Source organism: Pseudomonas sp. 9.1(2019), assembly GCF_009910445.1.
In the GTDB taxonomy this organism is placed as follows: Bacteria; Pseudomonadota; Gammaproteobacteria; order Pseudomonadales; family Pseudomonadaceae; genus Aquipseudomonas; species Aquipseudomonas paraversuta.
In genome coordinates this window covers 606,410-631,090 of sequence record NZ_VBWF01000006.1, presented here as the reverse complement: position 1 = coordinate 631,090, position 24,681 = coordinate 606,410, and the positions used below count along the sequence as shown (strand labels likewise).

Genomic DNA, 24,681 nt, shown 5'->3' with positions numbered 1-24,681 from the left:
ACCGACGAGCAGCTGCGCATGGCCTTTGCCCACGATGCCCTGGGCCGTGTGACTCAGGAAGTCGCGGCCCCGGATTCAGCCTTCGAGGCCAAGGTCAACTGGGCCTATTCCTTGTCAGCGAACGAGCGCTGCCAGACCCGAATCGGCGCTTCCGGGCGTAAGGAAACTGTCTGGCTCGATGGCATGGCCCGGGAAATCCGCCGTGAAAAACAGACCGACAGCGGTGAGACCTATACCGCCTGGACCGCCGAATATGACGTGCTGGGCCGGGTGTTCCGTGAAACGACTTACGATCCCGGTAACGAAGACGTCCCGGCCCTGAGCCTGACCACCGAACGCACTTTTGATGACTGGGGCAATGTGCTGACCGAAACCGGCGCGGACGGTGTCACCCAGCACACCCTGGCCGACCCGGTAGCCCTGACCGGCAGCAGTTGGCAGACCGATGCCAAGGGTGTGGCCGGGGCCAAAACCGTGACCAGCCATAGCCTCGATGGACGCCCCCTTAAAGAACAACTCTATTGCGCCGATGGCGTACTTCAGCACGAACTGAGCTGGACCTATGACGGCCTTGGCCGCTGCATCAGCCAGTCCGATGCCATGGGCCGGGAGACCCGGCAGGAGTGGGATGTACTGGACCGACTGGTATCCACCACCCTGCCCGACGGCAGTGTCATCAAGCGCACCTATGCCGAAGGCCATGACAGTGAATTGCCGGCTACGGTATCGATTAGCCACCCTTCATTGGGCAGTAATGAAGTCCTGCTGGGCGAGCGCAAATATGACGGTCTGGGCCGACTGGTGTGGGAAAAGGTCGGGCAGAGTGTCTCCAAATGGGAATATGCCGAAGGAGAAATCCACGCCCATAGCCAAATCCTGCCCGACGGTACCCGGGTGCAGAGTGAGCGCCAACCGGAACTGGGCGACGCATTGCTGTCGCTGCAAGCGCCCGGGATCAGTGTGTTCAATAAATACGATCCGCTAAGCGGCCGTTTGCTGGAAGCCCAAGGCAATCTGGGTCTGCAAAAAGATCACTGGTCTCCGTCCGGCCAACTGAGCAAAGCCGACTACGCCTGGCACGGCGACCAGCCGCGCTCGCAACAGCAAAGCACTACACCGGCGGGCACAGTGACGCGGCTGACCGATGCCGACGGCGCCGAACAGCGCTGCCAATACGACGAATTGGGTCGCTTGATTCAACAGCAAGGCCCTGACGTCACTATTAGCGTCACCTACGATGCAGCCTCGCGAATTCATCAGCAGCGCACGCAATCTATAGACGGCTCGCGGGACATGACCGTAACCCTGGGCTACGACAGCCTGGGCCGTCCGGCCCGCCGAGAAACGGCTACCCGCACGCCCACCCGACAGTCCCTTGAAATCCAGACCCAGCAATGGCGTAAAGACGGCAAGCTTGCGCAGCGTGAACTGACCCATGACGGTGTTCTGGTGCGTAGTGAAAGCTTCGACTACGACCTGCGCGGACGGATGATTGCCCATCGCCTTGCAGGGCCGTCGTTGCCCGAAGATGCCCACGGCAAAACCTACCGCGAACAGTACTTTCAGTACGATGCACTGGATAATGTGCGCCGTCTGGAAACGGTCTTTACCGACGCCAGCGCCAACAATGTCAGCGTATTCGGCTACAACCCCGCCGATCTCACCCAGCTGCTCAGCGTCAGCCACAGCCGCGCCGATTACCCGGCACCGGTAACCCTGGAGTACGACGCCCTCGGCAATCTCAAACGCGACGAGAAAGGCAATCCACTGCACTACGACGCCCTGGGCCGACTGATCGGGGTAACCCTGCCTACCGGCGAGCGCCGCTGGCACTACGGCCCGGCGGGCAACATCATCAAGACCGAAGACTCTACCGGTCCGCGCTGGCGTTACCACACCGGCGGCCAGCTCAGCTGCGAGATGGGTGAAAACACCCAGACCCGCTGGGTAAGGGCCGGCGCTGTTCCCGTGGCAGAAAGTCGACTGGCATCGGCAGTGCGCGAAGTCATGCTGCTGGGCACCGACGCCCAAGGCTCAGTGACCACAGAAGCCCAGGACGCTATCCACACCCCGGTCTACGGCGCCTACGGCCAGAGCCAGCCCGGCACCAGCCGACTGGGCTACGCCGGCGCCCTGCGCGAACAGGACAGCGGCTGGTACTTCCTGGGCGATTACCGCATCTATAACCCGGTGCTGATGCGCTTCCACAGCCGCGACAGCCTCAGCCCCTTCGGCGAAGGCGGGCTCAATGGCTATGCCTACTGCGCCGGGGATCCGGTCAACCGCATCGATCCATCGGGCCATTCGTGGCTGGACTGGCTGTTACCGGCGGCCGGCATCGCCCTGGCCGTAATCGGCACCGTGGCCTCCCTGGGTGCGTTGGCCGCGCCTACAGCGGCGCTGACCGCTAGCTATGTAACGGCCGTCACCACCGCGACCTTGAGTGTGGTGTCGCTGGCAGCGGATGTGGCCTCGATAGCCTTGCTGGCCACCGGCAATGAAAACGCCGGGCGGATTCTGGGCTGGGTGGGCATGGCAACGGGTCTGGCTTCGGCGGCCCCGTCGATGGCCGGGGCTGCGGCCAAGGGGGTCAAAAAGGCCGGGAGGTTCGTGGGCAGCTGGCAGCACAAACTGCAGCATGCCGGGGGAGCTCCGGGAGGCGGCCGGGCATTTCCCGGACATGCCCAGCGAGTGGGAGCAACGGCAGCGCCGATACCTAAGATGGATCTAGCCTATTTGCTGGAACAAGGGCCGACCCGGGAGCGCTTTTTACCGCACTTGTCCCGTGCTGATCTGCAAAATATCGGGCAAACCAACTCGGCTAACAGGGCAGCAGTTTATTCAAGCTGGTCATCCACTTCTTTTGAACCACTCCAGCTTCCTTACAGTGGCAGAGCCGGCTTTGTTAACGGGCATCTGGAGCAACTACCCTATCCAATTATTCATAATCCCGACTTTGTCGCCGAGGTCAGACAAACAATTTCAGGTAATCACCCCAGGTATTACCCTTGGCAGATCGGTGCGGCAGGTATCGAGAACCCAAGACAGTTAAGAATTATAGAACCCATGATTTTCGATAACATGGTTCCGGACAGACTTGCTGACCCGCAATTTTTTACCGGAAGGTACGCAAGTTTTGAACTGGATTTTCAGTGGTTTTCACAGCGCGGGGAAATAGTGCGCAGAGAGCAACTTTGCCGGATTCTGTAGCGGCCTGCGCAGAGCTGAACATATTCAGCCGGAATGTTGAATAAAGGCCCTGAACAGCAAGATCGTACAAGAACTGCAGATCCGGATTGATTAGCATAATCGCCTTTCTGGAGCAAAAGGATCCTTGGCCGTGACTCGAAAGGTATTTTGGGACGATCCCTATCGAACAACCCTGGACACTCTCGTCAGTCACGTCGATGGCGAGCGGGTTCAGGCCCGGGCAACGATATTTTTTGCGTTTTCCGGGGGCCAGGAAAGCGATGGCGGTTCCCTTGCCGGATACCCGGTGCTCAAGGCTGAAAAACATGGCCTGGACATCATTTACAGCCTGCCCCATGACCATTCGCTGAAACCGGGCGACGCCGTGACCTGGCAGATTGACTGGGCGCGGCGATACCGGCTGATGCGCCTGCACTTTGCAGCAGAAATGGTCTTGCAGCTGGTCTATCAAAGATGCCCGGGCATCCAGCGTATCGGCGCGCACATAGCTCAGGACAAGGCCCGCATCGATTTCGCCAGTGATCAGAACCTCGCCCCGTTGTTCCCGGAGATCGAATCGGCGGCCGCACAATTGATCAGCCGCGACCTGACTATATTCACAGACTTCAGCGATGTGCCGACACAGCGCCGATTCTGGGAAGTCGAGGGTTTTGCCAGGATGGCCTGTGGCGGCACCCATCCCAGATCAACCCGCGAGGTTGGCGCTGTAAAACTCAAACGCAAGAATACCGGCCGGGGCAAGGAGCGGATCGAAATCATGCTGGTGGATCCAGCGCATGATGGCTGATCAGCGAACTGACAGAGCCTTGCGCATAAACACCCGGGCGAATCCATTTTCGCTGGCCCTGCGGGTTTCCTGGTAGCCAAGCTTTTTATAGATTGCGATGTTCTCGGTCATCAGCTCATGGGTGTAGAGCCTGATGGCGTCGCAGCCATTACGCAGTGCATGGCGCTCACAGAAGGCCATCAGTATTTTGCCGATACCTTTGCCTTTATGCCGAGGCTGTACGGCGATATTGATAAGGAGCAACCCTGCATCCTCCAGGCTCATCACCAGCACCCCCAGCAGATCCGCCCCTTCTTCAAGTACGAAGGTGTGGGTATCAGCCACCACCTGCCGGTAATCATCCAGCATGGGGCCCGGTTTTTTTCCGATCCTGCGGATGTAAGGCTCATAGGCCTGGTTAACCAGCGCAGCAATGGCCTCAGCATCGCCCTGACCGGCGCGACGAATAACTCTCACAGTATGCAATGCATGCCTCCCGGGCAAAGATGCCTTGTATCCACCCGTCATTCCCGCTCCCGCGGCCGGGGGCAGGCCTTCAATCAGCCAATGACGCGGTGTCTTTTTCGAGCAAAACCGCACCTGCCCCGAGCCGGTTCAAATGATCGCCCGGATTGCGTAGCGGACAGTCCTCCATCGACAGGCAGCCACAGCCGATGCAACCGTCCAACTGGTCGCGAAGCTGGCTGAGGCTGCGTATCCGTTCGGCCAGCATGTCCCGCCAGATTGTCGAGAGATGCGCCCAGTCCGTGGCCGTCAGTGGTCTCCCGGATGGCAGCTGGTCCAGCGCACCCTTGATGGTGGCCAGGGGAATACCGGCACGCTGTGCGATTTTGATGATGGCAATCCGGCGCAGAATATCCCGCGAATAACGACGCTGATTGCCCGCATTGCGCTGCCCGTGGATCAGCCCCTTGGCCTCGTAGAAGTGCACGGTGGCAATGGTGACACCGCAGCGACGGGCGACCTCCCCTACCCCAAGCAGCACGCGTACATCAATCATGGACCCCTGACTCCTGTTGACCTCATCTTTACATGAGGTCTTATAAAGAGTGTCGGCTTGCCTTTGCAAGCCTTCATTCGCTGCTGCGAGTGACCTCACCAAGTGGAGCCACCATGGACCAGCGTCACCTTCCGTCTGATCAACACCCGCAATCGGTACCAGCGCCACAGCCTTGTGCACGCCCCGCAAATACCGGCTGGGCCGCCCTGCTCTCGGGCGCCAATGGGGTGCGCTCACTCGCGCTCGCCGGTGGTGTCATCCTGCATGCGGTCAATGTCTATATAGCCACCACGATTCTGCCATCGGTGGTCAGGGACATCGGCGGCATCGACTATTACGCCTGGAACACCACCCTGTTCGTCGCGGCCTCGATCCTCGGCTCCGCGCTGTCGGCCAGGCTGCTCGCCCGCACCGGGCCCCGAGGTGCCTATATCAGCGCCAGCCTGGTGTTTGCGGCGGGCGCGTTGATCTGCGGGCTTGCCCCGTCAATGCCGGTGATGCTGCTCGGGCGCTTTATTCAGGGACTGGGCGGCGGGTTCCTGTTCGCGCTCTCCTACGCAATGATCCGCCTGGTATTCGATGAATCCCTGTGGCCGCGGGCGATGGCGCTGATCTCGGGCATGTGGGGGGTGGCAACCCTGGTCGGCCCTGCCATAGGCGGCATCTTCGCCGGGTTCGGGGTATGGCGGGCAGCGTTCTGGTCGCTGATCCCGGTGGCAGCGCTGTTCGCCCTGCTGGCTGCAACCGTACTGCCCGGACGCAGTGCCGACAGAGCGCCAGGCTCGCCACTTGCGCTGGCCCAACTGCTGTTCTTGACAGCAGCAGTGCTCGCTGTTTCAGCCGGCAGCGTGTCGCCCGAGCTGTCACACAATATTCTGGGGCTTGGCGCCGCCGTCATCCTCACCGCCCTGCTGATACGTAGCGAACGCCGAGCCCGCCACCGGCTGTTGCCTGATGGGGCGTTCCGGATCAGCACTGCGCTGGGTGCTCTATATGCCACGATGTCATTGCTTGCGGTCGCGGTGACCAGTGGCGAAATATTCGTGCCGCTGTTCCTTCAGGTACTGCACCATCAGTCCGCCCTGGTCGCCGGTTATCTTGCGGCGCTGATGGGGGCCGGCTGGACATTGGGCTCCGTTGCCAGTTCAGGGGCGAGCGGCGCAGGCATCCGGCGCGCAATCCTCGCCGGGCCGATCCTGGGCCTGGTCGGCATGCTGATGCTGGCGGTTTTGATGGGTAGCCCAAGTAGCGGTGACTGGTTGGCGGTCATGCCGATCTGCCTGGCGCTGGTAGCAATCGGACTGGGGGTGGGCCTGGCCTGGCCGCACCTGCTGACCCGGGTGTTCCAGGCCGCGCCCGCGGGCGAGCAGGACCTGACCAGTGCGTCCATCACCACCGTGCAGTTATTTGCCACCGCGCTCGGCGCAGCGCTGGCGGGGATGGTGGCGAACCTCGCCGGCCTCACTGAGCCCGGTGGCATCGCCGGCACCATGAGTGCGGCCGGCTGGCTGTTCGGGGTGTTCGCACTGGCCCCGGTGATCGGCGTTTTTACTGCCCTGCGGGTGATCCGCTTGAGGCCGTCTTAGTCGTCAACCAGGCGCCCCAGAACAGGCTGCTGAAGAAACGGGTGGCCGCGCCGAACCCGGCCTCATGCAGCAGTTTTTGCACCGCCGCCTCGGAGTGTGGCGGGTCCGCGCCCTGGAGGATTTTGCCAAGCTTGACCTTTACTTCATCGGGGCTGGCTCCGTGTTGCCGCCAGCGCTGGCCCCAGGCCGCAAGCAATAACGGCTCGCTGGCATAGGCATGGTGATTGCCCGCGACAATCAGCGGCGCACCCGGTTCAAGACGAGCCTCGATCGATTGCAGAATGCGGCGCTTGGCATCGTCCCCGCCCAGATGGTGGAGCACACCGACAAGGGTGGCGGCGTCATAAGTGGCGTCTGCCGCCAGGTCCTCAATATGCCCAAGGTGGATATCGGTTCTTGCAAGCAAACCGCGGGCATCCAACTGCTGCCTTGCCACCTCCAGCATCGGTTCGCATGGGTCGAGCGCAGTGAAGCGCCAGCCTGGCTCCAGCGCTGCCATCGCAATGATTTCCTGGGCCGTACCACCAGCACCCACCACCAGAATTTTCGCCGTGTTGCGGTGGCCCAGGCTGGCCGCCAGCATGCACGCCGCCAGCTCGTGACAGGCGTCATATCCTGCCAGCGCGATGCGGCTCTGGCGCCCGTATTCATTGGCCCGAGAGGCATCGAATTTTGCAACGGCGTCGCTGGTGGATGATTTCAAGGGGGTTCTCCATGGCTTGAAATCAAACTACTCCTGCCGGACCGATAATAAAAATTCATTAATTTTATATATTGGATTCCAGCATGGAATACGCGACGCAATCTCAGGATTTACTGAGCGTTCAACAACCGCTCAATGCCTGCGGTCGAGGCTCACTGGCAAAGAACCAGGGCCGCAGACGCACGCCCACGCTATTGCCGATAAACGCTGCCACTAACCACAACCAGCCATGCAGGCTGCCCGAGGCGATGCCGCTGAAGTACGCGCCAATATTGCAGCCGTAGGCCAGACGCGAACCGTAACCGAGCAGCAAACCACCGATCACGGCTGCGAGCAGCGAGCGCGCGGGGATTTTCAGGCTTGGTGCGAAACGCCCGGCCAGCCCGGCGGCCAATAGCGCACCCAGAACGATGCCGATGTCCATGACGCTGGTGATGTCTTCCCACACCGGTGCGGCCAGGGCTTTGGCGTTGCCCGGGACCTGCCAGAACACCCAGCTTGCGACATCGATACCCAGCCCGCTGGCAACCTTGGCTCCCCACAACGCGAACGCCGAAGTAATGCCCCATGGCCGGCCCGCCAGCGCCAGGGTGGCGTAGTTGAGCAAGGCCAGTGCAATCGCCCCCCATACCAACGGCCACGGTCCGCGCAGGAAGCGCCGCAGGCCCTGGTGCTCGCTGGTCACGCCCGCTTCAAGCTGACCGTGACGGCCCTTTTCCAGGCGCACGGTCACCGCGGCGATGATCCCGAACATGGCCAGGCTTGCGAGCATCGCCGGCACCACACCGAAGCTCTTGACGATGGAAATCGCCGGGAACGACGGCAATGCAAACCACCAGTCAACGTGCTGGGTGGCGATCAACGAACCGCAGATAAAGAACAACAGGGTCACCAGCATGCGTGCATTGCCGCCGCCCACGGTGAACAGGGTGCCTGACGCACAGCCGCCGCCCAGTTGCATGCCGATGCCGAAAATGAATGCACCGAACACCACCGAAATTCCGGCCGGCGCCACCAGCCCGACCACCGGCTGGCCGAACAGAGTGCCCGCCCCCAACGCGGGGAAGAACAGCACCACAGCCAACGCCAGCATGACCATTTGTGCGCGTAAACCTGCACCCCGCCGATCAGCTATGAACACCCGCCAGGCCGAGGTAAAGCCGAAGGCTGCGTGATAAAGGGTCAATCCCAGTGCCGCGCCCACCACCAGCAACAGCACCTGGCGCGAGCCGACGCTGTTTTGCAGGAAGGCGGCGCCAAACACCAGCAAGACAAAGGCCACCAGCGGCGCAAACGACTTGCGCGCGGGCGTCATAGAGAGAGAACTGCTCATGAAGAATCTCGGTCCGTTTGATTACGATTAATTGCGAGGGCGCCGAGTATAAACCCGGGCGCGGCTCCAATCTTCGGGTAATTGGTGCCGGGCACCCAAGGCCTGTGCCCGGACAGGTTCAAACCGCAGCGGCTTCAACCCCTGTCAGGCGCCGAATGTTTTAGCCAGCGCGGTTGCTCCCCTGGCGGTCAGGGTGAGTGCCCTGGAGTCGAGATGACGGCTCACCCAGTCGCGTTTGAGCATCAGTTCCAGCAGTGCGGCCCCCAGCGCGCCGCCCATATGCGGCGTGCGCTCGCTCCAGTCCATGCAGGGATAGGCCAGACGCCTGCGTTGCTGCACCAGGTAATCCACCTCAATCCCCAGTCTGGCCAGCAGCTGCGCACCTTTCTCGGTGAGGTCATAGTCCTGGCCCTGGATCTGGATCCAGCCCTCTGCCAGCATTGCGTCATGCACCTTCACCGCGATTTCGCCGGCGCAATGGTCGTAGCAAGTCCTTGCCTGCTTCAACGCCGAAGGCGTACTGGGCCTGAATACCGTCGCTGCGCGATCGGTGATCGACAGCAGCGCTTCCAGCGCCCGGGCCACTTGCGGACTGTTGAGCCGGTAGTAGCGATGACGGCCCTGCACATGCATCTGCACCAGCCCCTGCTCACGCAGCCGTGCAAAATGACCGCTCGCAGTGGACGCCGCAATATCGGCCAGTGCCGCAAGTTCAGTGGCCGTGCGTGCGCGACCATCCAGGAGCGCGCACAACATTATCGCGCGCGACGGATCAGCAATTGCCCCCGCCACCGCCGCCAGGGAAAGATCCGCAGCTTCAACATCCATAGTTCACTCAATCCCGAAGTGTTGATGTACCGGAGCGCCATACTGAGGCCAAATACCCTGAAGCGATAGATCGATGAGTCAATCAGGGTTCTTTGGCCACAAGGTGATAGCGGCGACGACTTCGGCGCCCTGTTCTGCAGCATGTTCGGCAACCGTTACCAGGACATGCCGCCGCCGGCCAGAGAAGTCATCAGCCAGGTTAAACAGGTTGGGCTGCCTACTAATCTGTAGTGAAGCAATACTAAATATGACAAATTGCCCGAGGATCAAAGAACCTGCGCCATCTGTCCGCAGGCTGCGCTTTCTGGCCATGTATGCGTCAGGCCAGCGCGCACCGAGCCCACCTTCCAGTTGCCAGCGAGGCCTGTCATGAGCACAACCCCTGCCGATAACCGCCCGGTTTACCAGGCTGCCTGCCATTGCGGCACCGTACGTTTCGCGCTACGGCTGAGCGATGGCCTGAACACGGTACGCCGGTGCAATTGTTCCTACTGCCGTATGCGCGGTGCGGTCGCCGTGTCGGCCAATCTGGCAGACATCGAGATAGTGCAGGGCAAGGATGCGCTGACGCTCTATCAGTTCAACAAGAACGAAGCCCGGCATTACTTCTGCTCGCGCTGTGGCATCTATACCTTTCACCAGCGCCGCTCTTCCCCCCATCAATACGGCGTGAACATTGCCTGTATCGAACACATGAGCCCGTTTGATTTCGCAGAAGTACCGGTGCTCGAAGGCCGCGCCCACCCCAATGACCGCGCGGACAAAAGGCCTTTGGTGGCGGGCTGGTTGCGCTATGAAGAGAATCGGCAGGTAACGGGTGATTGACGGCTGCCGGCCAGAACGGCAGTAGCAGCGCTGCGGCTGGCGGCTTGCACGACCAGGTCGGCAAGCCTTGAGCCCGGCCCTAGCGCTGATGCAATAGGTTAACGTCGCCTTTGGCCCGGGTTTCGCGCAGGTACTCGTCCATCGAGTCATCCAGCGCCTGCAACCAGCGGGTATGGTGCGGGACCGCCGCCGTGCCGGTGATCACCGAACGATAGGACTTGTCGCGATAACCCATGATGTCGTGCTTCTTGTCGGTCTTCCACTTGAGAAAAATCCGGTTCACGGCATCGATATCGAAACTTGGATAGTCGGTCTGCTCGATCAGGTGCTTGATGTAACTGCCCTGGAATTCGTACATCGAGGCCGTGGACTCCAGGCTTTCTTCCCGGGCACGCCAGCGGGCGCTGTCGGCCTTCATGGCCGCCGGTGCAGGCAGGCCAATGCGCCCGAGCATGTAGTCGCGGGCATACCAGGCCTGGGCGTCGAACAGGTTGAAGCTGTACCAGAGGTCCTGCATGCCGAGGTAGATCAACTGCGGATTGTCTTCCCATATCACCCCTTTATAGAGCTCTGCGGGCCACAGCCGGTTGCCCGTCTTCAGGGTCAGTTCCTCGGACAGAAAGGGGAAATGGTGCTTGTAGCCGGTGCAGAGGATTATCGCGTCCACCCGCTTGCTGGAGCCGTCGATAAAGTACGCCATGTCGCCGTCCACTTTGCTCAGTTGCGGGCGCTCCTCCCAGTTTTTGGGCCACTTGTAGCCCATGGGCTGGGTGCGGTAAGCACTGGTTATCGAGCGCGCACCGTACTTGTAGCACTGCGAGCCGATGTCCTCAGCCGAGTAGCTGCTGCCCACGATCAACAGGTCCTTGCCCTTGAGCTCGGTGGCTTCGCGGAAGTCGTGGGCGTGCATGATGCGCCCCGAAAAGCGCTCAAAACCTTCGAAGGCTGGCACATTCGGGGTCGAGAAATGGCCGCTGGCAACCACCACAAAATCGAATACCTCAGTCTTGCTCTGCTGCAGGCTGTAGTCATGGGAAGTGACGCTGAACTCCCGCGTCGCCTGGTCAAAACTGACATGTTTGACCGCCGTATTGAAGCGAATGTAATCACGCACACCGGCCTTGTTCACCCGGCCCTGGATGTAATCCCAAAGCACTTCACGGGGCGGATAAGAAGAGATCGGACGACCGAAATGCTCATCGAAGCTGTAGTCGGAAAACTCCAGGCACTCTTTCGGGCCGTTGGACCACAGGTAACGGTACATGCTGCCATGGACCGGCTCACCGTGCTCATCAAGCCCGGTGCGCCAGGTGTAGTTCCACATACCGCCCCAGTCGGCCTGCTTCTCGAAGCAAACCACATGCGGCATGGAAGCGCCTTTGGCATGGGCGGATTGAAAGGCACGCAGTTGCGCCAGGCCGCATGGACCGGCACCGATAATAGCGACACGAATAGACATCTGATTCCCTCGACAGTTAAACGCAGAAAAATAAAACACCGCCCCGGACGGCTAAAGCCGCAGGCAACGGGAGAAAGAGTTCAGGCGTTAAGCTGCAGGTGGCGGGAACGAGCGCTTGCGTTTGAATGCCACCAGCACGTCGTGGGGCAGCATTGGCTGGTATTGATAGCGTCTGGAGAGCTGTGCATTGGCACAAGGAGAAGCCATGAACCGAGCGGATTTCAGGTTAGGCCCATGGCCATCACTGCGTTGCGCAGGACGGGGGGCCGAAAAGCGAAAGATACGTGTGTTCTCATGCATGGGGGCTAATCCAGCCTCTTTTAGTTATGAATGCTCTGTAGCTATAAGGGATTGAAACGTTGATTGCAAGAATAAAACCCGTAGCGCCAGCATGGGTAAGTGCCGGCCCGGGACGCTTGGGTTTATGCGGGCAGCCCTGGCAAGGGGCTGCCCGTCAGCACCCGAAACCGCCAAGGGGCGGCTGCCGAGCGACTAGCTGCGCGCGTCGAAGTCACTGGCATCGTGACGCTCGGGCAACTGCTGCGAAGGGTCCCCCGAAATCCGGTTGACCCGGCGTCCTCGCTGGACCGCAGGCCGCGCCTCAACGGCATCCGCCCAGCGCTGGACATGCTTGTAATCCTGCACCGAAAGGAACTGCGCGGCCTCATATAACCGGCCTTTGAGCAGGCCGCCGTACCAGGGCCAGATTGCTATGTCGGCGATGGTGTATTGATCGCCGGCGACGTATTCGTTCACCGCCAGCTGCTTGTCCAGCACGTCCAGTTGACGTTTGACTTCCATGGCAAAACGGTCGATGGCGTACTCGATCTTGATCGGCGCATAGGCATAAAAATGGCCAAACCCGCCCCCCAGATACGGCGCGCTGCCCATCTGCCAGAACAGCCAGGACAGGCATTCAGCCCGGGCCGCCGGTTCGGTGGGGACAAACGCCCCGAACTTCTCGGCCAGGTACAGCAAGATCGCTCCCGACTCGAAGATGCGCACGGGCTTGGGCCCGCTGTGATCCATCAGCGCCGGAATCTTGGAGTTAGGGTTTACCGCGACGAAGCCGCTGGAGAACTGATCGCCTTCACCAATCTTGATCAGCCAGGCATCGTACTCGGCCCCTTGATGACCGAGGGCCAGCAACTCCTCCAGTAAAATGCTGACCTTCTGCCCGTTGGGCGTGGCCAGGGAATACAGCTGCAGCGGATGACGCCCCACCGGCAATTCCTTGTCGTGGGTGGCGCCGGCCACCGGCCGGTTGATGCTGGCGAAAGTCCCGCCGTTTTCCTTGTTCCAGGTCCAGACCTTGGGTGGTACGTAATCAGTCATGCTTGATACTCCCGGGATTCAATTGCGCGGTGGACCAGCCAATATAGATAACGCTGCAACCGTGCAGTTCAGAACAGACGAAAAACTCGACCATACACCTTCGAAGAGCGCCGGAGTACCGACGGCTTGCAGCGCTGCAAGCCGGCCCGGACCTTGACCCGCAGACTGGCTGAATCTTCCAGCGTTGATATTTTTTCCAGTTAGCTGCATCCAGTTGCTTCTCCCGTGGGTAGTACAGGTAGTAGCCATAGCTGCTGAACTGATTACCTTTCTGGAGAGATTTGCATGAACGCTAAACGATTCCTGGGCATTGTCAGCACTACGCTTGCGGCTACCTGCTTGTTGGTCACAGTGCCAGCTGCGTATGCCCAAACAGATTTGCCCGACAGCATCAAGGTTCCTGACGGTCACAAGATCGCCCTGGAGACTGTGGGCGTAGGCGAAGTCACGTATGAGTGTCGCGACAAAGCGAACGTCGCCGGTCAGACCGAATGGACTTTTGTCGGGCCCAAAGCAGTGCTTAATGATCGCAGTGGCAAACAGGTCGGCACCTACTTCGGACCACCTGCCACCTGGCAAGCCAAAGACGGCTCTAAAATCACCGGGACGCAACTGGCGGTTGCAGACTCAGGTACTGGTGACCTTCCCTATCAGTTGGTCAAGGCCAACCCTGCGCAAGGCAACGGCGCGATGAGCAATGTCAGCTATATCCAGCGAGTGGCCGTAAAAGGCGGCGTAGCACCCATGACCGAATGCACCGCTGCAAACAAAGGCAAGCGCGAGGTGGTGAAATATCAGGCTGACTATATTTTTTGGGCAGCCAATTAAGCCAAGGATTCAGAACAGGCGGTTAGCGCGCAAAGTCGTCTACTCTCCTTCGACGAAACCCCGGCCCGATGGCTGGGGTTATTTACCAACTGCCGGCGGCTGAAAACTTTGTCTCTACCTGAACCCTGTTTTGACTATGAAGCCTGTCTGGCTGCTTGCGCCCGAGGCGAGCAGCAGGCATTGCAGGACTTGTATCAGCAGGAAAGTGCCCGTCTTTTAGGGGTTGCCAAGCGAATCGCTCGCGACAACGCCCTGGCCGAAGACATCGTGCACGATGCCTTTATCAAGATATGGACTCGTGCCGCCAGTTTCGATCCTGCACGAGGTTCTGCACGTGGCTGGATCTTCATCGTGACGCGGCATTTGGCGCTGAACTTCATGCGAGATAACGCCCGGGAAGTGCAGGTCAGCGAGCACAGCGAAATGGCACTGCACGATTTAGCGTCCATGCAGACATCGTCAGGGAATGTGGACAGCTTCGATTATCGAGCCCGTTCAGGACGTATTTATGTGTGCCTTGAGCAACTGGAGCCGGCGCGGCGCAACTGCATTCTTCATGCATATGTCGATGGCTATTCGCATTCGCAAATATCGCAGAAACTGGGCACCCCGCTGGGGACTGTCAAAGCCTGGATCAAACGCAGCCTGGTGGTATTGCGGGAGTGCATGGGATGACCAGAAGCCCTGAGGGTGAGAGTCCCGACAACATTGATGAATTGGCGAGTGAGTATGTGCTGGGCACGTTGCCGGCCGAACAACGCATCAAGATTCAAAAGCGTCTCGCTCAGGACGCCGATTTGCGAACAGCTGTCGATGCGTGGGAACAACGCTTGCTTGCCTTAACCGAACTGGCTGAACCGCAGCCCCCCACTGCGCTGCTCTGGAGGCGAATCGAGCGCAGCTTGAACAGCACTGACCGGCGAGCATCAGGAGTGGCGGCCACCGCGAAGCCAACTTCATGGTGGAACCTTCTTCCTCTGTGGCGTGGGCTCGCGGGAACAAGTCTTGTCGCAACGCTGTTGCTCGGATCAATACTCCTGACACGAACAGCTGTGGTAAACCCGACCACCTACCTGGTCGTTCTGGTAGCTCCGCAGAACCAGGCACCCGGCTGGGTTATTCAGGCGAGCAACCCCAGGGAAATCCAACTGATACCTTTGGAGGTAGCGCAAGTCCCGGCTGATAAAGTACTTCAGTTCTGGACCAAAGCGGACGGCTGGCAAGCACCTGTATCCCTTGGCCTGGTCAAGCCAGGGCAAACGTTTTCAGTCCCTTTGGATAACCTGCCCCCTCTGGAACCCAACCAGCTCTTTGAGCTGACTCTGGAGAATCCCAATGGATCGCAGACCGGAAAACCCACAGGACCGATTCAGTTTATTGGCCGGGCCGTTAAAGTGATCTGAACAGGGGTTGAGTCGCCCCAGGTTCCGTGGACACCTTCGAGACACTGCCTGTAACCGAGAGCTGTCACTCCACTATCCAAGATGCAGGAGAATCATTGAGACAGTTTTTCAGACTTGCAACACGACTGGTTTCAGATAGAGGCTCGTGGCAATGACGGTCTCTGAACGATCCAGTGAGCAAGGTTTGGAGAGCAAAAGGGCGTAGGGGTTAATCATCTTCTCATCGATGGCCATTGTTCTTTGGCGAGGCGATTCAGCACCCACCCGCATCAGCTACCAGATAATCAATGCCTAAGGACAGCTCCATGTCATCCAGAAAAGCAGTGTTGAGCCATGTTGCGAAAACGTTCGATATCCAGCCTGATTACCCCTGGATCAAATTCCCGAAATACGCCGTCCTGAGGGACCCGGGATCTGAGAAATGGTTTGGAATAGTGATGAACGTACCCAAGGAAAAGCTGGGGCTCGCAGGCGAGGGAGAGGTTGATATTCTGGATGTGAAATGCGATCCGGACAAAGCGGGTTCACTTCGTCAAATGGAGGGTATTCTTCCGGGTTACCACATGAACAAAGAGCACTGGATCAGTGTGGTGCTGGACGGCTCGGTAGCAACCGAACACATACACGAACTCATTCAAGATAGTTACGAGTTAACTGAGTAGCGGTTCGAACTGACAAATCATGGTTACTCGGTTGCACAGATTTTATCTGCGCTCCCCCATCGGGTGGTGTTTGGCTATTTTGACCGATTGCAACCTTGCACGAACGTCTGCTTCTGGCCGATTGCAGCCTGTCGTAAGAGGCAGCAAAGAAGTGTCGTCATCCATCCTGTAGTGCGGCACCTGCCAGCCACAGCAAGAAAGCATTCACATGCATCTGCCGCTCCCACCCTGGCACGCACACAGCAACATAACGCGGCCCGGGCAGGCTTACTTCTGGTCTATAGGTCACTAATTTTCCATGCCTGAGGCTGTCGGCAACCAGTACATTGCTTGCCAGCACCAGTCCATGACCCGCGATAGCAGCGCTCAAAGCAAAATGCTCATCGTCTAACTCACGCATCTGCGCCGTTTCAAGCCAGGCCTGGCATTCTGCGGCCGCGCACCAGCTTTCCCAGTTGATTGAAAATACGCCCGGAGTTTTCCAGTGCACGTTGATCAGTTCGATCTGATTTACGTTTAGCGAGGCAACCAGATTCGGGGCACCGTAAACCGAAAATTGCTCGTTCATGAGTTCCTGACGGAACAACTTCGGGTCATCGCGGCTGACCGAGCGAATAGCAAGATCGATACTGGAATCACGCAGCAGATCGACTAGTTCGTTACGTGTATCAAGCCTCACATTGTATTGTGGAAAGCTCCGATAGAAACCACCCAACCGTGGAATCAGCCAGGCTGCCGCCAAGCCCGGAGTAGTAGAAATGGTCAGGGTTTGGGGAGCAGTGTCCGGATAGAAAGCCTCCAGACTGCGGCGAATGTCTGATAATGCGCGATGAGTCTGGCGATATAGCATCTCGCCCTCTTCGGTCAACACCACACCTTGTCCAGATCGCATGAACAGCATTGCTCCGAGGCGGGCTTCCAGTGTCCTGACCTGATGGGAAATGGCCGCGGGGGTGACTGAGAGCTCCTCAGCTGCCGCTTTAAAGCTGCCCAGTCGCGCAGCCGCCTCGAAGGTGCGCAGCGCGTTGAGTGGAAGAGTCGAAAACACGCCTAGTTTCCTGGATGAATTGAATTGATGAGTATTAAATTTATCTCATTTTCCGTGGTGCGTACGGAGCGATACCGTCGCAGATATTCGATCCACTGCCCCTTCGGAAAACACCATGCAAGGACCTTCGCGGAAAATTCTACAAGCCATCCTCTATGAATCAATCGCTGTTGCGGTGCTGTCGCCCAGCATCTCGTTTATATACAACGAAGGTCTGGCTCATGCGGGAGCGCTGTCGTTGATGTTGTCGGTATGCGCGCTGCTGTGGAACGTGCTGTTTAACTATGCTTTTGAGTTCTGGGAAGCGCATCAGCCACAGCGTGCTCGCACGTTGGGCAGACGTTTGCTCCACTCACTGGGTTTTGAGGGGGGGCTGGTTCTGCTGTTGGTGCCACTGGTGGCATGGTGGCTGAAGATTTCTTGGTGGGCTGCACTGGTCACCGATCTGGGGCTGTTCGTTTTCTTCTTTTTTTACGCGCTGGTGTTTCAGTGGGTCTTCGACAGAGTATTCGATGTACCAAACTCCGCGAAGGGGGAAGCTTCGGTTAACCCATAATCCGCTCGGAATTCCGATTAGCCTACCTGTAGCAAGACTAGGATTTGAGTATGAATAATGCCACTAAAGCGATTGAACACTACATCTTCGGCAAGGACGGAAATCGGCCTGACTTGTTGCGGCATGCTTTTAGTCTGGACGCATCTCTTAACGTGAGAGTGCAGACAAGCACCATCCTGTTTCCCCCTTGCGTCAGCGGGCGCGAAGCTATTGCTGAAGTACTGGTGCGCAGCTTTAGCCAGCAATATGAGAACGTTTATACATTCTGCTTCGGAGACCCTCCAAAGCCCGAGGCAAATGTTCATAAGTGCAAATGGCTGGTTGGCATGTCAACAAAAGCGACTGGAGAGTTACGTGTAGGCTGCGGGGAATATCATTGGGTCTTTTCACCGCAAAGCGGCCTGGCCATTCAACTGTCCATCACTATCGAACACATGCTGGAGTGCCCTTCTGAACATAGGCGAAAAATAATGGATTGGCTTCAAGGTCGCCGCTATCCATGGTGTGAGTCTACCGACATGCTTGATTCGGCACCTTCGCTCAATTGCCTCCAGCCGGTTCTTGTCTACGTTGCTACTTGACCCCTATCAATGTAAGCGTGCGCGAGCATACGTGCTTGGCCGAGAACTGCCCATCACGAAGGGCAACTCCGGGCCAATAGCGGTCATTCAGCACAGCTGAAAATGGCCGGGAGCTGCCAATCGCAGCCCCATTGGCCTTGCTTTACGAATACGGGATTTTGGGTAGTTGCAGGCCGTGCATACAGTCATTGGCAACGTTGATGCACAGCGGTTAGCCAACGGGAAACTACCTCTAACTCCTTGTCGGTAAATTCTTCCGTCAATCTCGCGTTCAATGGGCCTAATTCGGTCGTCGCCAGTATTGCTGCTTCTAATCCTGCCTCTGTTAGCCAGAGCCGGTAGCTACGCTTATCTTGTCCATCGACTCGACGATCGATCAACCCTGACTTCACCATTCGATCCGCTAACCCCGTCATGGCCGATGGCGCGATATCCAAGGCAGATGCCACTTCTCCGCTAAGTGCCCCATCTTGGGCGCGGATTACAAACAAAGCTCCGGCTTGAGTTGCACTGATGCCTGCGGTATTGGATACGTGCCGTTCAATATGCCTGGATAAACTTTTTTGAGCTGAGTTCAATAGATAAATGTAGCGACGATCATGTCTCATATTGATTTTCCGGCAATTGGGTATTCAGCCAAGCGACTACTATCGGCCACAGTTTGTCAGCATGCCGATGACGGAAGAACCCCAAATGGCCGATAGAAAATCCTTCACTGTCTTCGGGGCCTAATTGGCGGCGTTCAACAGTGCACTTAGTTAGATGCCCCATCATCAGGTCGATAGCTTGCGCCGGTGCCCAAGGATCATCATTGAAACCTAACGCCAGAATAGGTAACGAAGGTCGAGAAAATCTGGCAGCTGCGTTAACTGATGGGTCATCAAAAAAGTAATTGCGAAGGCTTGTCCAGCGTGACCACTCGAGCATGACATTCGCAGGAATATCCTCTCCGAGGCCCAGTCTGCGACCCGGAACGTAACCGAAGAGTTTGGCGGTTAGAGGCCCTATGATTTTCAGCAGAACCGATACTTTCAAGCGCTCCATGCCTGGCTTTATAAATCTGAGACAGCCTGCATGTGAGCATATAGTCACAGCTGCACGCAGCTTGCGACTGCTAGCACTCAACCCGATGGCGTGGCCACCAAAGCTGTGGCCTACAGCCAAATGGGCAAGGCTTGGGTAATGCTCAGACACCCACTGCGTTACGGCCTCGACATCGTTGTCAGCCCACGACGTAAATCCGGCTTTAACATCCTTCGGATGTGGCCCATCCCTACCGACGCCCCGGTAGTTGTATGTGATGACAGTGAAGCCATTCTCTGTCAAAAATTGTGCAAAAGCGAAATACATTCGTTCGGTGACAGCCGTCGCAGGATTGATTTGAACGACTGCTTTAGCAGCGCCAATCGCCTCGTGAACATGGAGCTTTACAGGACTACCATCAGGGCAAATAGCTGTGTTTTGTACTGGGCTCATAGGATTATTTCGCATGTGAAATAATATACTTAACATGCGAAATACACACTCATCAAGCCATTGCTACATGTCGCGCTTGTCTTAGGGCTTGTGGCAAGTTAGATCTGGCTAGTTTTTCTCACGACGGTTGCCGTTTGAATTGATCGCGGAAGGACGTTGGTGACCGCTTCTGGCCGATTGTAGTCCCTCGAGACAGGCTGCTATCGGCCACAAGCTGCCGGTCAGCACGGGCGGAAAGCGGCCAATAGCTGCCTCAAGCCCTTTCCGCGAATGCGTCGCCCGCGGCCTAATACTCACTCGCAGAGAACGATAACAATCAGCGTTGATGGAGGCTGTCGAGGTGCACATTCAGCCACGCATTACGAATAAATTCGCTCCTACTGCAGCGCGAGTGACTGCCAACAAAGCAGAACAGATATCTTGGACTAGCTTTATTTGGATCACTGAAGCCTCCGACCACAACTCAACCAGGCCAAAGTTCGTAATGCTCAAAAAAATCGATGTGACGATCACCCATGACTACCTCAATCCATTTGCCTCGCCGGACGCACCCAAACTAAGCCCGGAGCTGGCTGACTACCTGTTGGATAGTGCCTGGTACTACCCCAAGCTGTGCCTGCAGATCAACTGCCCCGAAAATGAGCGAGAACGCCTACAGCAAGCTATCAGCAATACCTTTGCAGAAAAGAGCGAGCAAGTCAGAGGGGATATTCTCATCCTACAGTTGGAAGCGCTGACACTCCTGGGCCTGGCACTGGCGGTGGGGCTGATAGGCAATGCTCTAGGCATTGAAAGCACCATCCCGGTGGCAGTATTTACCGTTACGGTGTGGATGCTGCTCTGGCGCAGCGCAGAGATATTTTTTCTGGATATCCGCAGCGCTTATCGGGAGTTGCGTAAGTACCGGCGTATAGCAAGCGCAACAAAGCAGTATTGATTGAAAGTGTTGATTCGCCGCTGATTTAATAAGTACCCTCGAAGACCAGTTCTTGGCAGATTTCAATCCCTCGTGGCAGACAGAAACGATACCATCAAGCAGTCCACGAAAATGGGAGTGGCCGATAGCTGCCTTTCATGACAGGCTGCTATCGGCCAGAAGCAGTCACTCAAGACTTTACAAAAGCAGGGGCGATTCACTTCAGGCCCACACTGAGTGAGTAGCGTATCTGCTGGTCAGCGTGCCTCCGTTATGCCCGCTCTTGCATGAACCCACTCGGTTATCGTTTCAAGGGCACCAGGGGCGTAGGCATGACGACCCTCCATCAGGAATCTCAGCATGGTTAGCCAGGGCCACTCGCTGGTTAGTTGTGTGTTATAGGGAACCGCCCTCAGGAGTCCATGACTTGCATCCGGTATGACTTCTATCCGATTGGCGGGATGGTTGCCCCCTACAGTCTTTCGGTAAATATCTGCATTGACCTCAGGATTAACATTCAGATCGTCCGCCCCCCACAACGCAAGCACTGGAACCTCGAGCTCTTTCAAATCTTGGGTTGCATCTTCGTGAAGATTTCGTCGCACAAAAGCCCACCGCTCCGGGCTCATATCGCCCAGAAGGGTTGCTGACGGCACTTGCGAAGAGGCAAACAAACGTTCGTCAGCTGCGGCTATCTCCGCCATCGCCCGTTCAACGTCAGCCGCAGACATCCCTGTGCGCTGCAACCGCTGCCTGGTGTAATAGTCTCCTTGCCGTTGCCAAGATACGGCGCCTCCGACAAGTACAATAAAGTCCGCACCATTGGGCCTAAGGCGGGGCACGACCCAACCGGCTTGCGAAAACCCAAGAACACCAACAGGGATCCCTTGCAACTGGCTGCGCAGGGTAGAAATCGCGCTGCGCACGTTAACAGAGCGGTCACTCATCGACTGATTGAGCCAATTCCCCTGCGAGTCGCCAATGCCCGGTTTATCCCACGATACAACCGCAATGCCTGCATCAAGAAGAGCGTTGATGAGTGGATCGTAACCCTGCTGCGATGTGCGATCTTGTGGGCCATCCCCGTGAACCAGAACCACTGCCGCGGTTGCAGTTTGGTCAGGCAGCCAGAGCGTACCCGCCAGGAGCAGTCCATTTGCTTCGAATGTAAAAGGCTCACTTACTCTGCGATCCAGACCATAGGTATCAAGACGGGATAGAACAAAAAAAACGATGACCGTGGCGAGGCAAACGACAGAAATCAACCATCCGCGATTACGCTTCGTGCGGATTACTTTATGCATAGTCACTACCTTTTCGTTTCATGAGCTGCGGCCAACTTGCGCAGACTTCAGACCCACTGTATCTACACCAGAAGAGCGCCCTCTCTACCCGGCTTTGCGCAATGCGTTGGCAACCAGTGTGAAGGCGGGAGATGGCTGTCGACGGCTGGGGTAATACAAATAGTAGCCAGAGAACGGTGGGCACCAATCTTCCAGCACCCGCTCCAGCCTCCCTTCACGCAGGTGCGGCTCAAACTCCTCCTCTGGCAGGTACGCAATGCCCAGTCCGGCCAGGGCAGCATCCACGATATGGCTCGACGTGTTGAAAATGAGCTGGCCGTCTACACGCACGTTTACCTGCTTGCCTCGCTGCTCAAAGTCCCACACATAGAGCCCGCCAGATGTCTGCATACGCTGGTTGATACAGCTATGGTTCATCAGGTCGCGCGGGTTTTCGGGAATGCCGCGGCTGGCAAAGTACCCTGGCACGGCGACAACAGCCATCCGCAATGGCGGGCCTATCGGGACTGCGATCATGTCTTTGTCGATAGTGTCACCCAGGCGCACGCCTGCATCAAAACGATCCGCCACAATGTCTCTGAATCCGTAACTCACGTCGAACTCAACGTTGATGTCCGGGTATTCGTGGAGCAGCGCGGTGAGCTTGGGTAGCAACGTGGTACGCAGAACATGATCGCCGCAAGTGATGCGTACGGTGCCCGCAGGCTTGTCGCGCATTTGCGTCAGGTTATCCAGCTCTGCCTCGATTTCATCGAAGCGATTACCGATTGCTTGCAGCAGTCGCTCGCCCGCGACAGTCGGCGAAACGCTGCGGGTGGTGCGCGTCAGTAGCCTGATTTGCAGGCGCGCTTCCAGACCCCTGATGGCCTGGCTCAGTGCCGACTGGGTAACGCCCAGTACCCCGGCGGCACGGGTGAAGCTACCTTCGCGCGCCACTGTCACGAATGAAAGCAGATCGTTGAGGTTTCCTCTGACCATGGTATGCAGCACCTTTCACAGCTATTAATTAGCTCAGCTTATAGCCTTGTTAAGTATTCATTAGCTAGTCCCGGGAGTGATCGTTCGTCACCATTACCGCTATGAATACGAATAAGCGCGAGGCCCCGATGGGCACTGTTTCAACCAGCAACCAGGCGCCTGCCTACTGGAGCGGTGTCTTTGCGATGACGCTGTGTGTTTTCGCCCTGATCGCTTCTGAGTTCATGCCTGTCAGCCTGCTGACGCCGATGGCCGTTGATCTTCGGATTAGCGAAGGAATGGCCGGGCAAGGCATTGCGATTTCCGGGGCATTTGCCGTGCTGACCAGCCTGTCGATCTCGTGGTTTGCCAGAACCCTCGATCGCAAGCTGCTGCTGTTGGCACTGGCCGGGTTGATGGCTGTCTCGGGCTTGATCGTCGGGCTGGCACCCGACTATCAAACTTACATGGTCGGCCGTGCGCTCATCGGTGTGGTCATTGGCGGTTTCTGGGCGATGTCCGCGGCGACGGCCATGCGCTTGGTACCCGCTGCGCAGGTGCCGAAGGCATTGGCCATCTTCAATGGCGGTAACGCGCTGGCGACCGTAGTTGCCGCACCGCTGGGCAGTTATCTGGGCTCCATTATTGGCTGGCGCGGGGCTTTTTTCTGTGTTGTACCCGTCGCGGCGATTGCTCTGGTCTGGATGCTCATCAGCCTGCCGCCCATGCCGGTGGAACCGCGCAAACCAGGCTCCAGAAATGTATTCAAACTGTTCAAAAATCGATCCGTGGCGCTGGGCATGGCCGGTTGCGCAGCCTTCTTCATGGGGCAGTTTGCGCTGTTTACCTACCTGCGGCCCTTCCTTGAAACGGTAACGCGCGTCGATGTATCCACGTTGTCGTTGATCTTGCTGGTGATCGGTGCGGCAGGCTTTATCGGCACCCTGATCATCGGCCGGGTTCTGAGGCGCCGCCTGTTCCAGACGTTGATAGTCATTCCGGTCTTGATGGCCTTGATCGCGCTGGCACTGATCCCTTTTGGCCACTCGATCATCGCTGTTGCTGCACTGCTGGGCTTATGGGGGCTGTTGGCGACTGCGGCCCCGGTGGGCTGGTGGAGCTGGATCGCACAGGCCATGCCGAATAATGCCGAGGCTGGCGGCGGCCTGATGGTAGCCGTGATTCAACTGTCCATTGCTCTGGGCTCAACCGTGGGTGGAATGCTGTTCGATAGTCACGGCTATCAGAGCACGTTTGTCGCTAGTGCAATTGTGCTGCTGCTGGGTGCCGCGGTGACCGTCCTGGCGGCTACCCACGCTCGAACCGCTTGAACCACGCAACGATCCTGGAGACGGGTCATGACCGGGAGCATTCACCCCGCCGCAAATACCCCGCAGCGCGAAGGCTGGGGCAAGCGGTCATTTGGTTGGCCTGGCGTGCTGTATTCAGCTCTCGTGCTTGGCAGTTACATCCTAATGAATGATGCCGCGTCGGCGTCCTCGATCACGGAGAAATATCCCATGTGGATGACAGTCGGCGAACAACGCTTCGCCATCACCTTGGCCGACAACGCAGCCGCTCGGACGTTTGCCACGCTCCTGCCACTCACGCTGGAGATGAACGATCTCAACAGCAATGAAAAATACGCCAGCCTTCCTGCAGCCCTGCCCTCCAATGCGAGCAAGCCGGGAACGATCCACGCGGGTGATCTGATGTTGTATGGCAATGACACCCTGGTTGTTTTCTATACGACCTTTGAATCGACATACGCTTACACACGCCTTGGACATGTGGACGAAAACGCGAACCTTGCACAAGTGCTGGGCCGACATGCCGTGAAAGTAACTATCTCCCAAAACTGACTACTCTGCTTCGATAGGGCTA

Annotated in this window: 27 protein-coding genes; 13 read left to right on the top strand and 14 right to left on the bottom strand. The window is 57.8% G+C overall.

Annotation, left to right across the window (positions count from 1 at the left end):
* A partial coding sequence (locus FEZ21_RS12615; RefSeq protein ID WP_160627299.1) for an RHS repeat domain-containing protein occupies positions 1-3,210 on the top strand: 3,210 nt, incomplete at its 5' end.
* 130 nt (positions 3,211-3,340) lie between these two features.
* A complete protein-coding gene (locus FEZ21_RS12610; RefSeq protein WP_010656047.1) occupies positions 3,341-3,997 on the top strand; it encodes an alanyl-tRNA editing protein in 657 nt (218 codons plus the stop codon).
* Here the strand turns inward: FEZ21_RS12610 and FEZ21_RS12605 are convergent, their stop codons facing one another.
* On the bottom strand, positions 3,998-4,462 hold the full coding sequence (locus FEZ21_RS12605; RefSeq protein WP_010656048.1) for a GNAT family N-acetyltransferase: 465 nt from the start codon (positions 4,460-4,462) through the stop codon (positions 3,998-4,000).
* 70 nt (positions 4,463-4,532) lie between these two features.
* Complete coding sequence (gene soxR, locus FEZ21_RS12600; protein ID WP_003447721.1) at positions 4,533-4,997, bottom strand: redox-sensitive transcriptional activator SoxR; 465 nt, start codon at positions 4,995-4,997, stop codon at positions 4,533-4,535.
* 113 nt (positions 4,998-5,110) lie between these two features.
* Between soxR and FEZ21_RS12595 the strand changes: the two genes are divergently transcribed.
* A complete protein-coding gene (locus FEZ21_RS12595; RefSeq protein ID WP_003447720.1) occupies positions 5,111-6,583 on the top strand; it encodes an MFS transporter in 1,473 nt (490 codons plus the stop codon).
* Here FEZ21_RS12595 and FEZ21_RS12590 read toward each other — a convergent pair.
* The 4 genes from FEZ21_RS12590 to FEZ21_RS12575 form a co-directional block, all read right to left on the bottom strand.
* On the bottom strand, positions 6,546-7,286 hold the full coding sequence (locus FEZ21_RS12590; protein ID WP_127196684.1) for a cyclopropane-fatty-acyl-phospholipid synthase family protein: 741 nt from the start codon (positions 7,284-7,286) through the stop codon (positions 6,546-6,548). The two genes, FEZ21_RS12595 and FEZ21_RS12590, sit on opposite strands and share 38 nt — an antisense overlap.
* 121 nt (positions 7,287-7,407) lie before the next feature.
* Positions 7,408-8,619 (bottom strand): YeeE/YedE family protein, encoded by a 1,212-nt coding sequence (locus FEZ21_RS12585; protein WP_029612446.1) that lies wholly within the window; start codon positions 8,617-8,619, stop codon positions 7,408-7,410.
* Positions 8,620-8,763: 144 nt separating this feature from the next.
* Complete coding sequence (locus FEZ21_RS12580) at positions 8,764-9,447, bottom strand: helix-turn-helix transcriptional regulator (protein WP_003447717.1); 684 nt, start codon at positions 9,445-9,447, stop codon at positions 8,764-8,766.
* 78 nt (positions 9,448-9,525) lie between these two features.
* The gene (locus FEZ21_RS12575; RefSeq protein ID WP_160627297.1) at positions 9,526-9,759 is read right to left on the bottom strand and encodes a hypothetical protein; all 234 of its coding nucleotides are present in this window, start codon (positions 9,757-9,759) and stop codon (positions 9,526-9,528) included.
* A gap of 57 nt (positions 9,760-9,816) precedes the next feature.
* On the opposite strand from FEZ21_RS12575, the gene FEZ21_RS12570 reads away from it, so the two are divergent.
* Entirely contained in the window at positions 9,817-10,272 is a 456-nt protein-coding gene (locus FEZ21_RS12570; RefSeq protein ID WP_003447716.1) for a GFA family protein, read from the top strand.
* A gap of 79 nt (positions 10,273-10,351) precedes the next feature.
* Here the strand turns inward: FEZ21_RS12570 and FEZ21_RS12565 are convergent, their stop codons facing one another.
* From FEZ21_RS12565 to yghU, 3 genes are all read right to left on the bottom strand, one after another.
* Complete coding sequence (locus tag FEZ21_RS12565; RefSeq protein WP_160627296.1) at positions 10,352-11,731, bottom strand: NAD(P)-binding domain-containing protein; 1,380 nt, start codon at positions 11,729-11,731, stop codon at positions 10,352-10,354.
* An 87-nt stretch (positions 11,732-11,818) separates the two neighbouring features.
* Positions 11,819-12,031 carry a hypothetical protein gene (locus FEZ21_RS12560; protein ID WP_127196685.1) on the bottom strand — a complete coding sequence of 71 codons (213 nt, stop codon included), beginning with the start codon at positions 12,029-12,031 and terminating at the stop codon, positions 11,819-11,821.
* Positions 12,032-12,223: 192 nt separating this feature from the next.
* Positions 12,224-13,066: a glutathione-dependent disulfide-bond oxidoreductase gene (gene yghU / locus FEZ21_RS12555; protein ID WP_003447712.1), complete on the bottom strand. Its 843-nt coding sequence runs from the start codon at positions 13,064-13,066 to the stop codon at positions 12,224-12,226.
* Between the two features lie 285 nt (positions 13,067-13,351).
* Between yghU and FEZ21_RS12550 the strand changes: the two genes are divergently transcribed.
* From FEZ21_RS12550 to FEZ21_RS12535, 4 genes are all read left to right on the top strand, one after another.
* Positions 13,352-13,894 carry a DUF3455 domain-containing protein gene (locus FEZ21_RS12550; protein WP_160627294.1) on the top strand — a complete coding sequence of 181 codons (543 nt, stop codon included), beginning with the start codon at positions 13,352-13,354 and terminating at the stop codon, positions 13,892-13,894.
* Positions 13,895-14,002: 108 nt separating this feature from the next.
* Positions 14,003-14,569 (top strand): sigma-70 family RNA polymerase sigma factor, encoded by a 567-nt coding sequence (locus FEZ21_RS12545; RefSeq protein WP_029612448.1) that lies wholly within the window; start codon positions 14,003-14,005, stop codon positions 14,567-14,569.
* On the top strand, positions 14,566-15,297 hold the full coding sequence (locus FEZ21_RS12540) for an anti-sigma factor domain-containing protein (protein WP_160627292.1): 732 nt from the start codon (positions 14,566-14,568) through the stop codon (positions 15,295-15,297). The genes FEZ21_RS12545 and FEZ21_RS12540 overlap by 4 nt, the downstream gene beginning before the upstream one ends.
* Before the next feature lie 305 nt (positions 15,298-15,602).
* A complete protein-coding gene (locus FEZ21_RS12535; RefSeq protein WP_160627290.1) occupies positions 15,603-15,959 on the top strand; it encodes an MmcQ/YjbR family DNA-binding protein in 357 nt (118 codons plus the stop codon).
* Between the two features lie 157 nt (positions 15,960-16,116).
* On the opposite strand, the gene FEZ21_RS12530 is transcribed toward FEZ21_RS12535, so the two are convergent.
* Positions 16,117-17,007 carry a LysR substrate-binding domain-containing protein gene (locus FEZ21_RS12530; RefSeq protein ID WP_127196687.1) on the bottom strand — a complete coding sequence of 297 codons (891 nt, stop codon included), beginning with the start codon at positions 17,005-17,007 and terminating at the stop codon, positions 16,117-16,119.
* 115 nt (positions 17,008-17,122) lie between these two features.
* On the opposite strand from FEZ21_RS12530, the gene FEZ21_RS12525 reads away from it, so the two are divergent.
* Entirely contained in the window at positions 17,123-17,563 is a 441-nt protein-coding gene (locus tag FEZ21_RS12525) for a PACE efflux transporter (protein ID WP_160627288.1), read from the top strand.
* Between the two features lie 50 nt (positions 17,564-17,613).
* On the top strand, positions 17,614-18,144 hold the full coding sequence (locus FEZ21_RS12520; RefSeq protein WP_003447697.1) for a hypothetical protein: 531 nt from the start codon (positions 17,614-17,616) through the stop codon (positions 18,142-18,144).
* Positions 18,145-18,329: 185 nt separating this feature from the next.
* Here the strand turns inward: FEZ21_RS12520 and FEZ21_RS12515 are convergent, their stop codons facing one another.
* Together FEZ21_RS12515 and FEZ21_RS12510 are read right to left on the bottom strand one after the other, a co-directional pair.
* On the bottom strand, positions 18,330-18,752 hold the full coding sequence (locus tag FEZ21_RS12515) for a MarR family winged helix-turn-helix transcriptional regulator (protein WP_003447695.1): 423 nt from the start codon (positions 18,750-18,752) through the stop codon (positions 18,330-18,332).
* Entirely contained in the window at positions 18,742-19,620 is an 879-nt protein-coding gene (locus FEZ21_RS12510) for an alpha/beta fold hydrolase (protein ID WP_003447693.1), read from the bottom strand. Before FEZ21_RS12510 ends, FEZ21_RS12515 begins: the two co-directional genes overlap by 11 nt.
* A gap of 484 nt (positions 19,621-20,104) precedes the next feature.
* Between FEZ21_RS12510 and FEZ21_RS12505 the strand changes: the two genes are divergently transcribed.
* Positions 20,105-20,557 (top strand): hypothetical protein, encoded by a 453-nt coding sequence (locus FEZ21_RS12505; protein ID WP_160627320.1) that lies wholly within the window; start codon positions 20,105-20,107, stop codon positions 20,555-20,557.
* A gap of 236 nt (positions 20,558-20,793) precedes the next feature.
* Here FEZ21_RS12505 and FEZ21_RS12500 read toward each other — a convergent pair whose 3' ends face one another.
* Together FEZ21_RS12500 and FEZ21_RS12495 are read right to left on the bottom strand one after the other, a co-directional pair.
* The gene (locus FEZ21_RS12500; RefSeq protein WP_160627286.1) at positions 20,794-21,840 is read right to left on the bottom strand and encodes a S9 family peptidase; all 1,047 of its coding nucleotides are present in this window, start codon (positions 21,838-21,840) and stop codon (positions 20,794-20,796) included.
* Between the two features lie 84 nt (positions 21,841-21,924).
* On the bottom strand, positions 21,925-22,818 hold the full coding sequence (locus FEZ21_RS12495) for a LysR family transcriptional regulator (protein WP_160627284.1): 894 nt from the start codon (positions 22,816-22,818) through the stop codon (positions 21,925-21,927).
* 128 nt (positions 22,819-22,946) lie between these two features.
* Between FEZ21_RS12495 and FEZ21_RS12490 the strand changes: the two genes are divergently transcribed.
* Together FEZ21_RS12490 and FEZ21_RS12485 are read left to right on the top strand one after the other, a co-directional pair.
* Entirely contained in the window at positions 22,947-24,128 is a 1,182-nt protein-coding gene (locus tag FEZ21_RS12490) for an MFS transporter (protein ID WP_160627282.1), read from the top strand.
* Positions 24,129-24,155: 27 nt separating this feature from the next.
* Positions 24,156-24,659: a cyclophilin-like fold protein gene (locus FEZ21_RS12485; protein WP_160627280.1), complete on the top strand. Its 504-nt coding sequence runs from the start codon at positions 24,156-24,158 to the stop codon at positions 24,657-24,659.
* Positions 24,660-24,681: the final 22 nt, after the last annotated feature.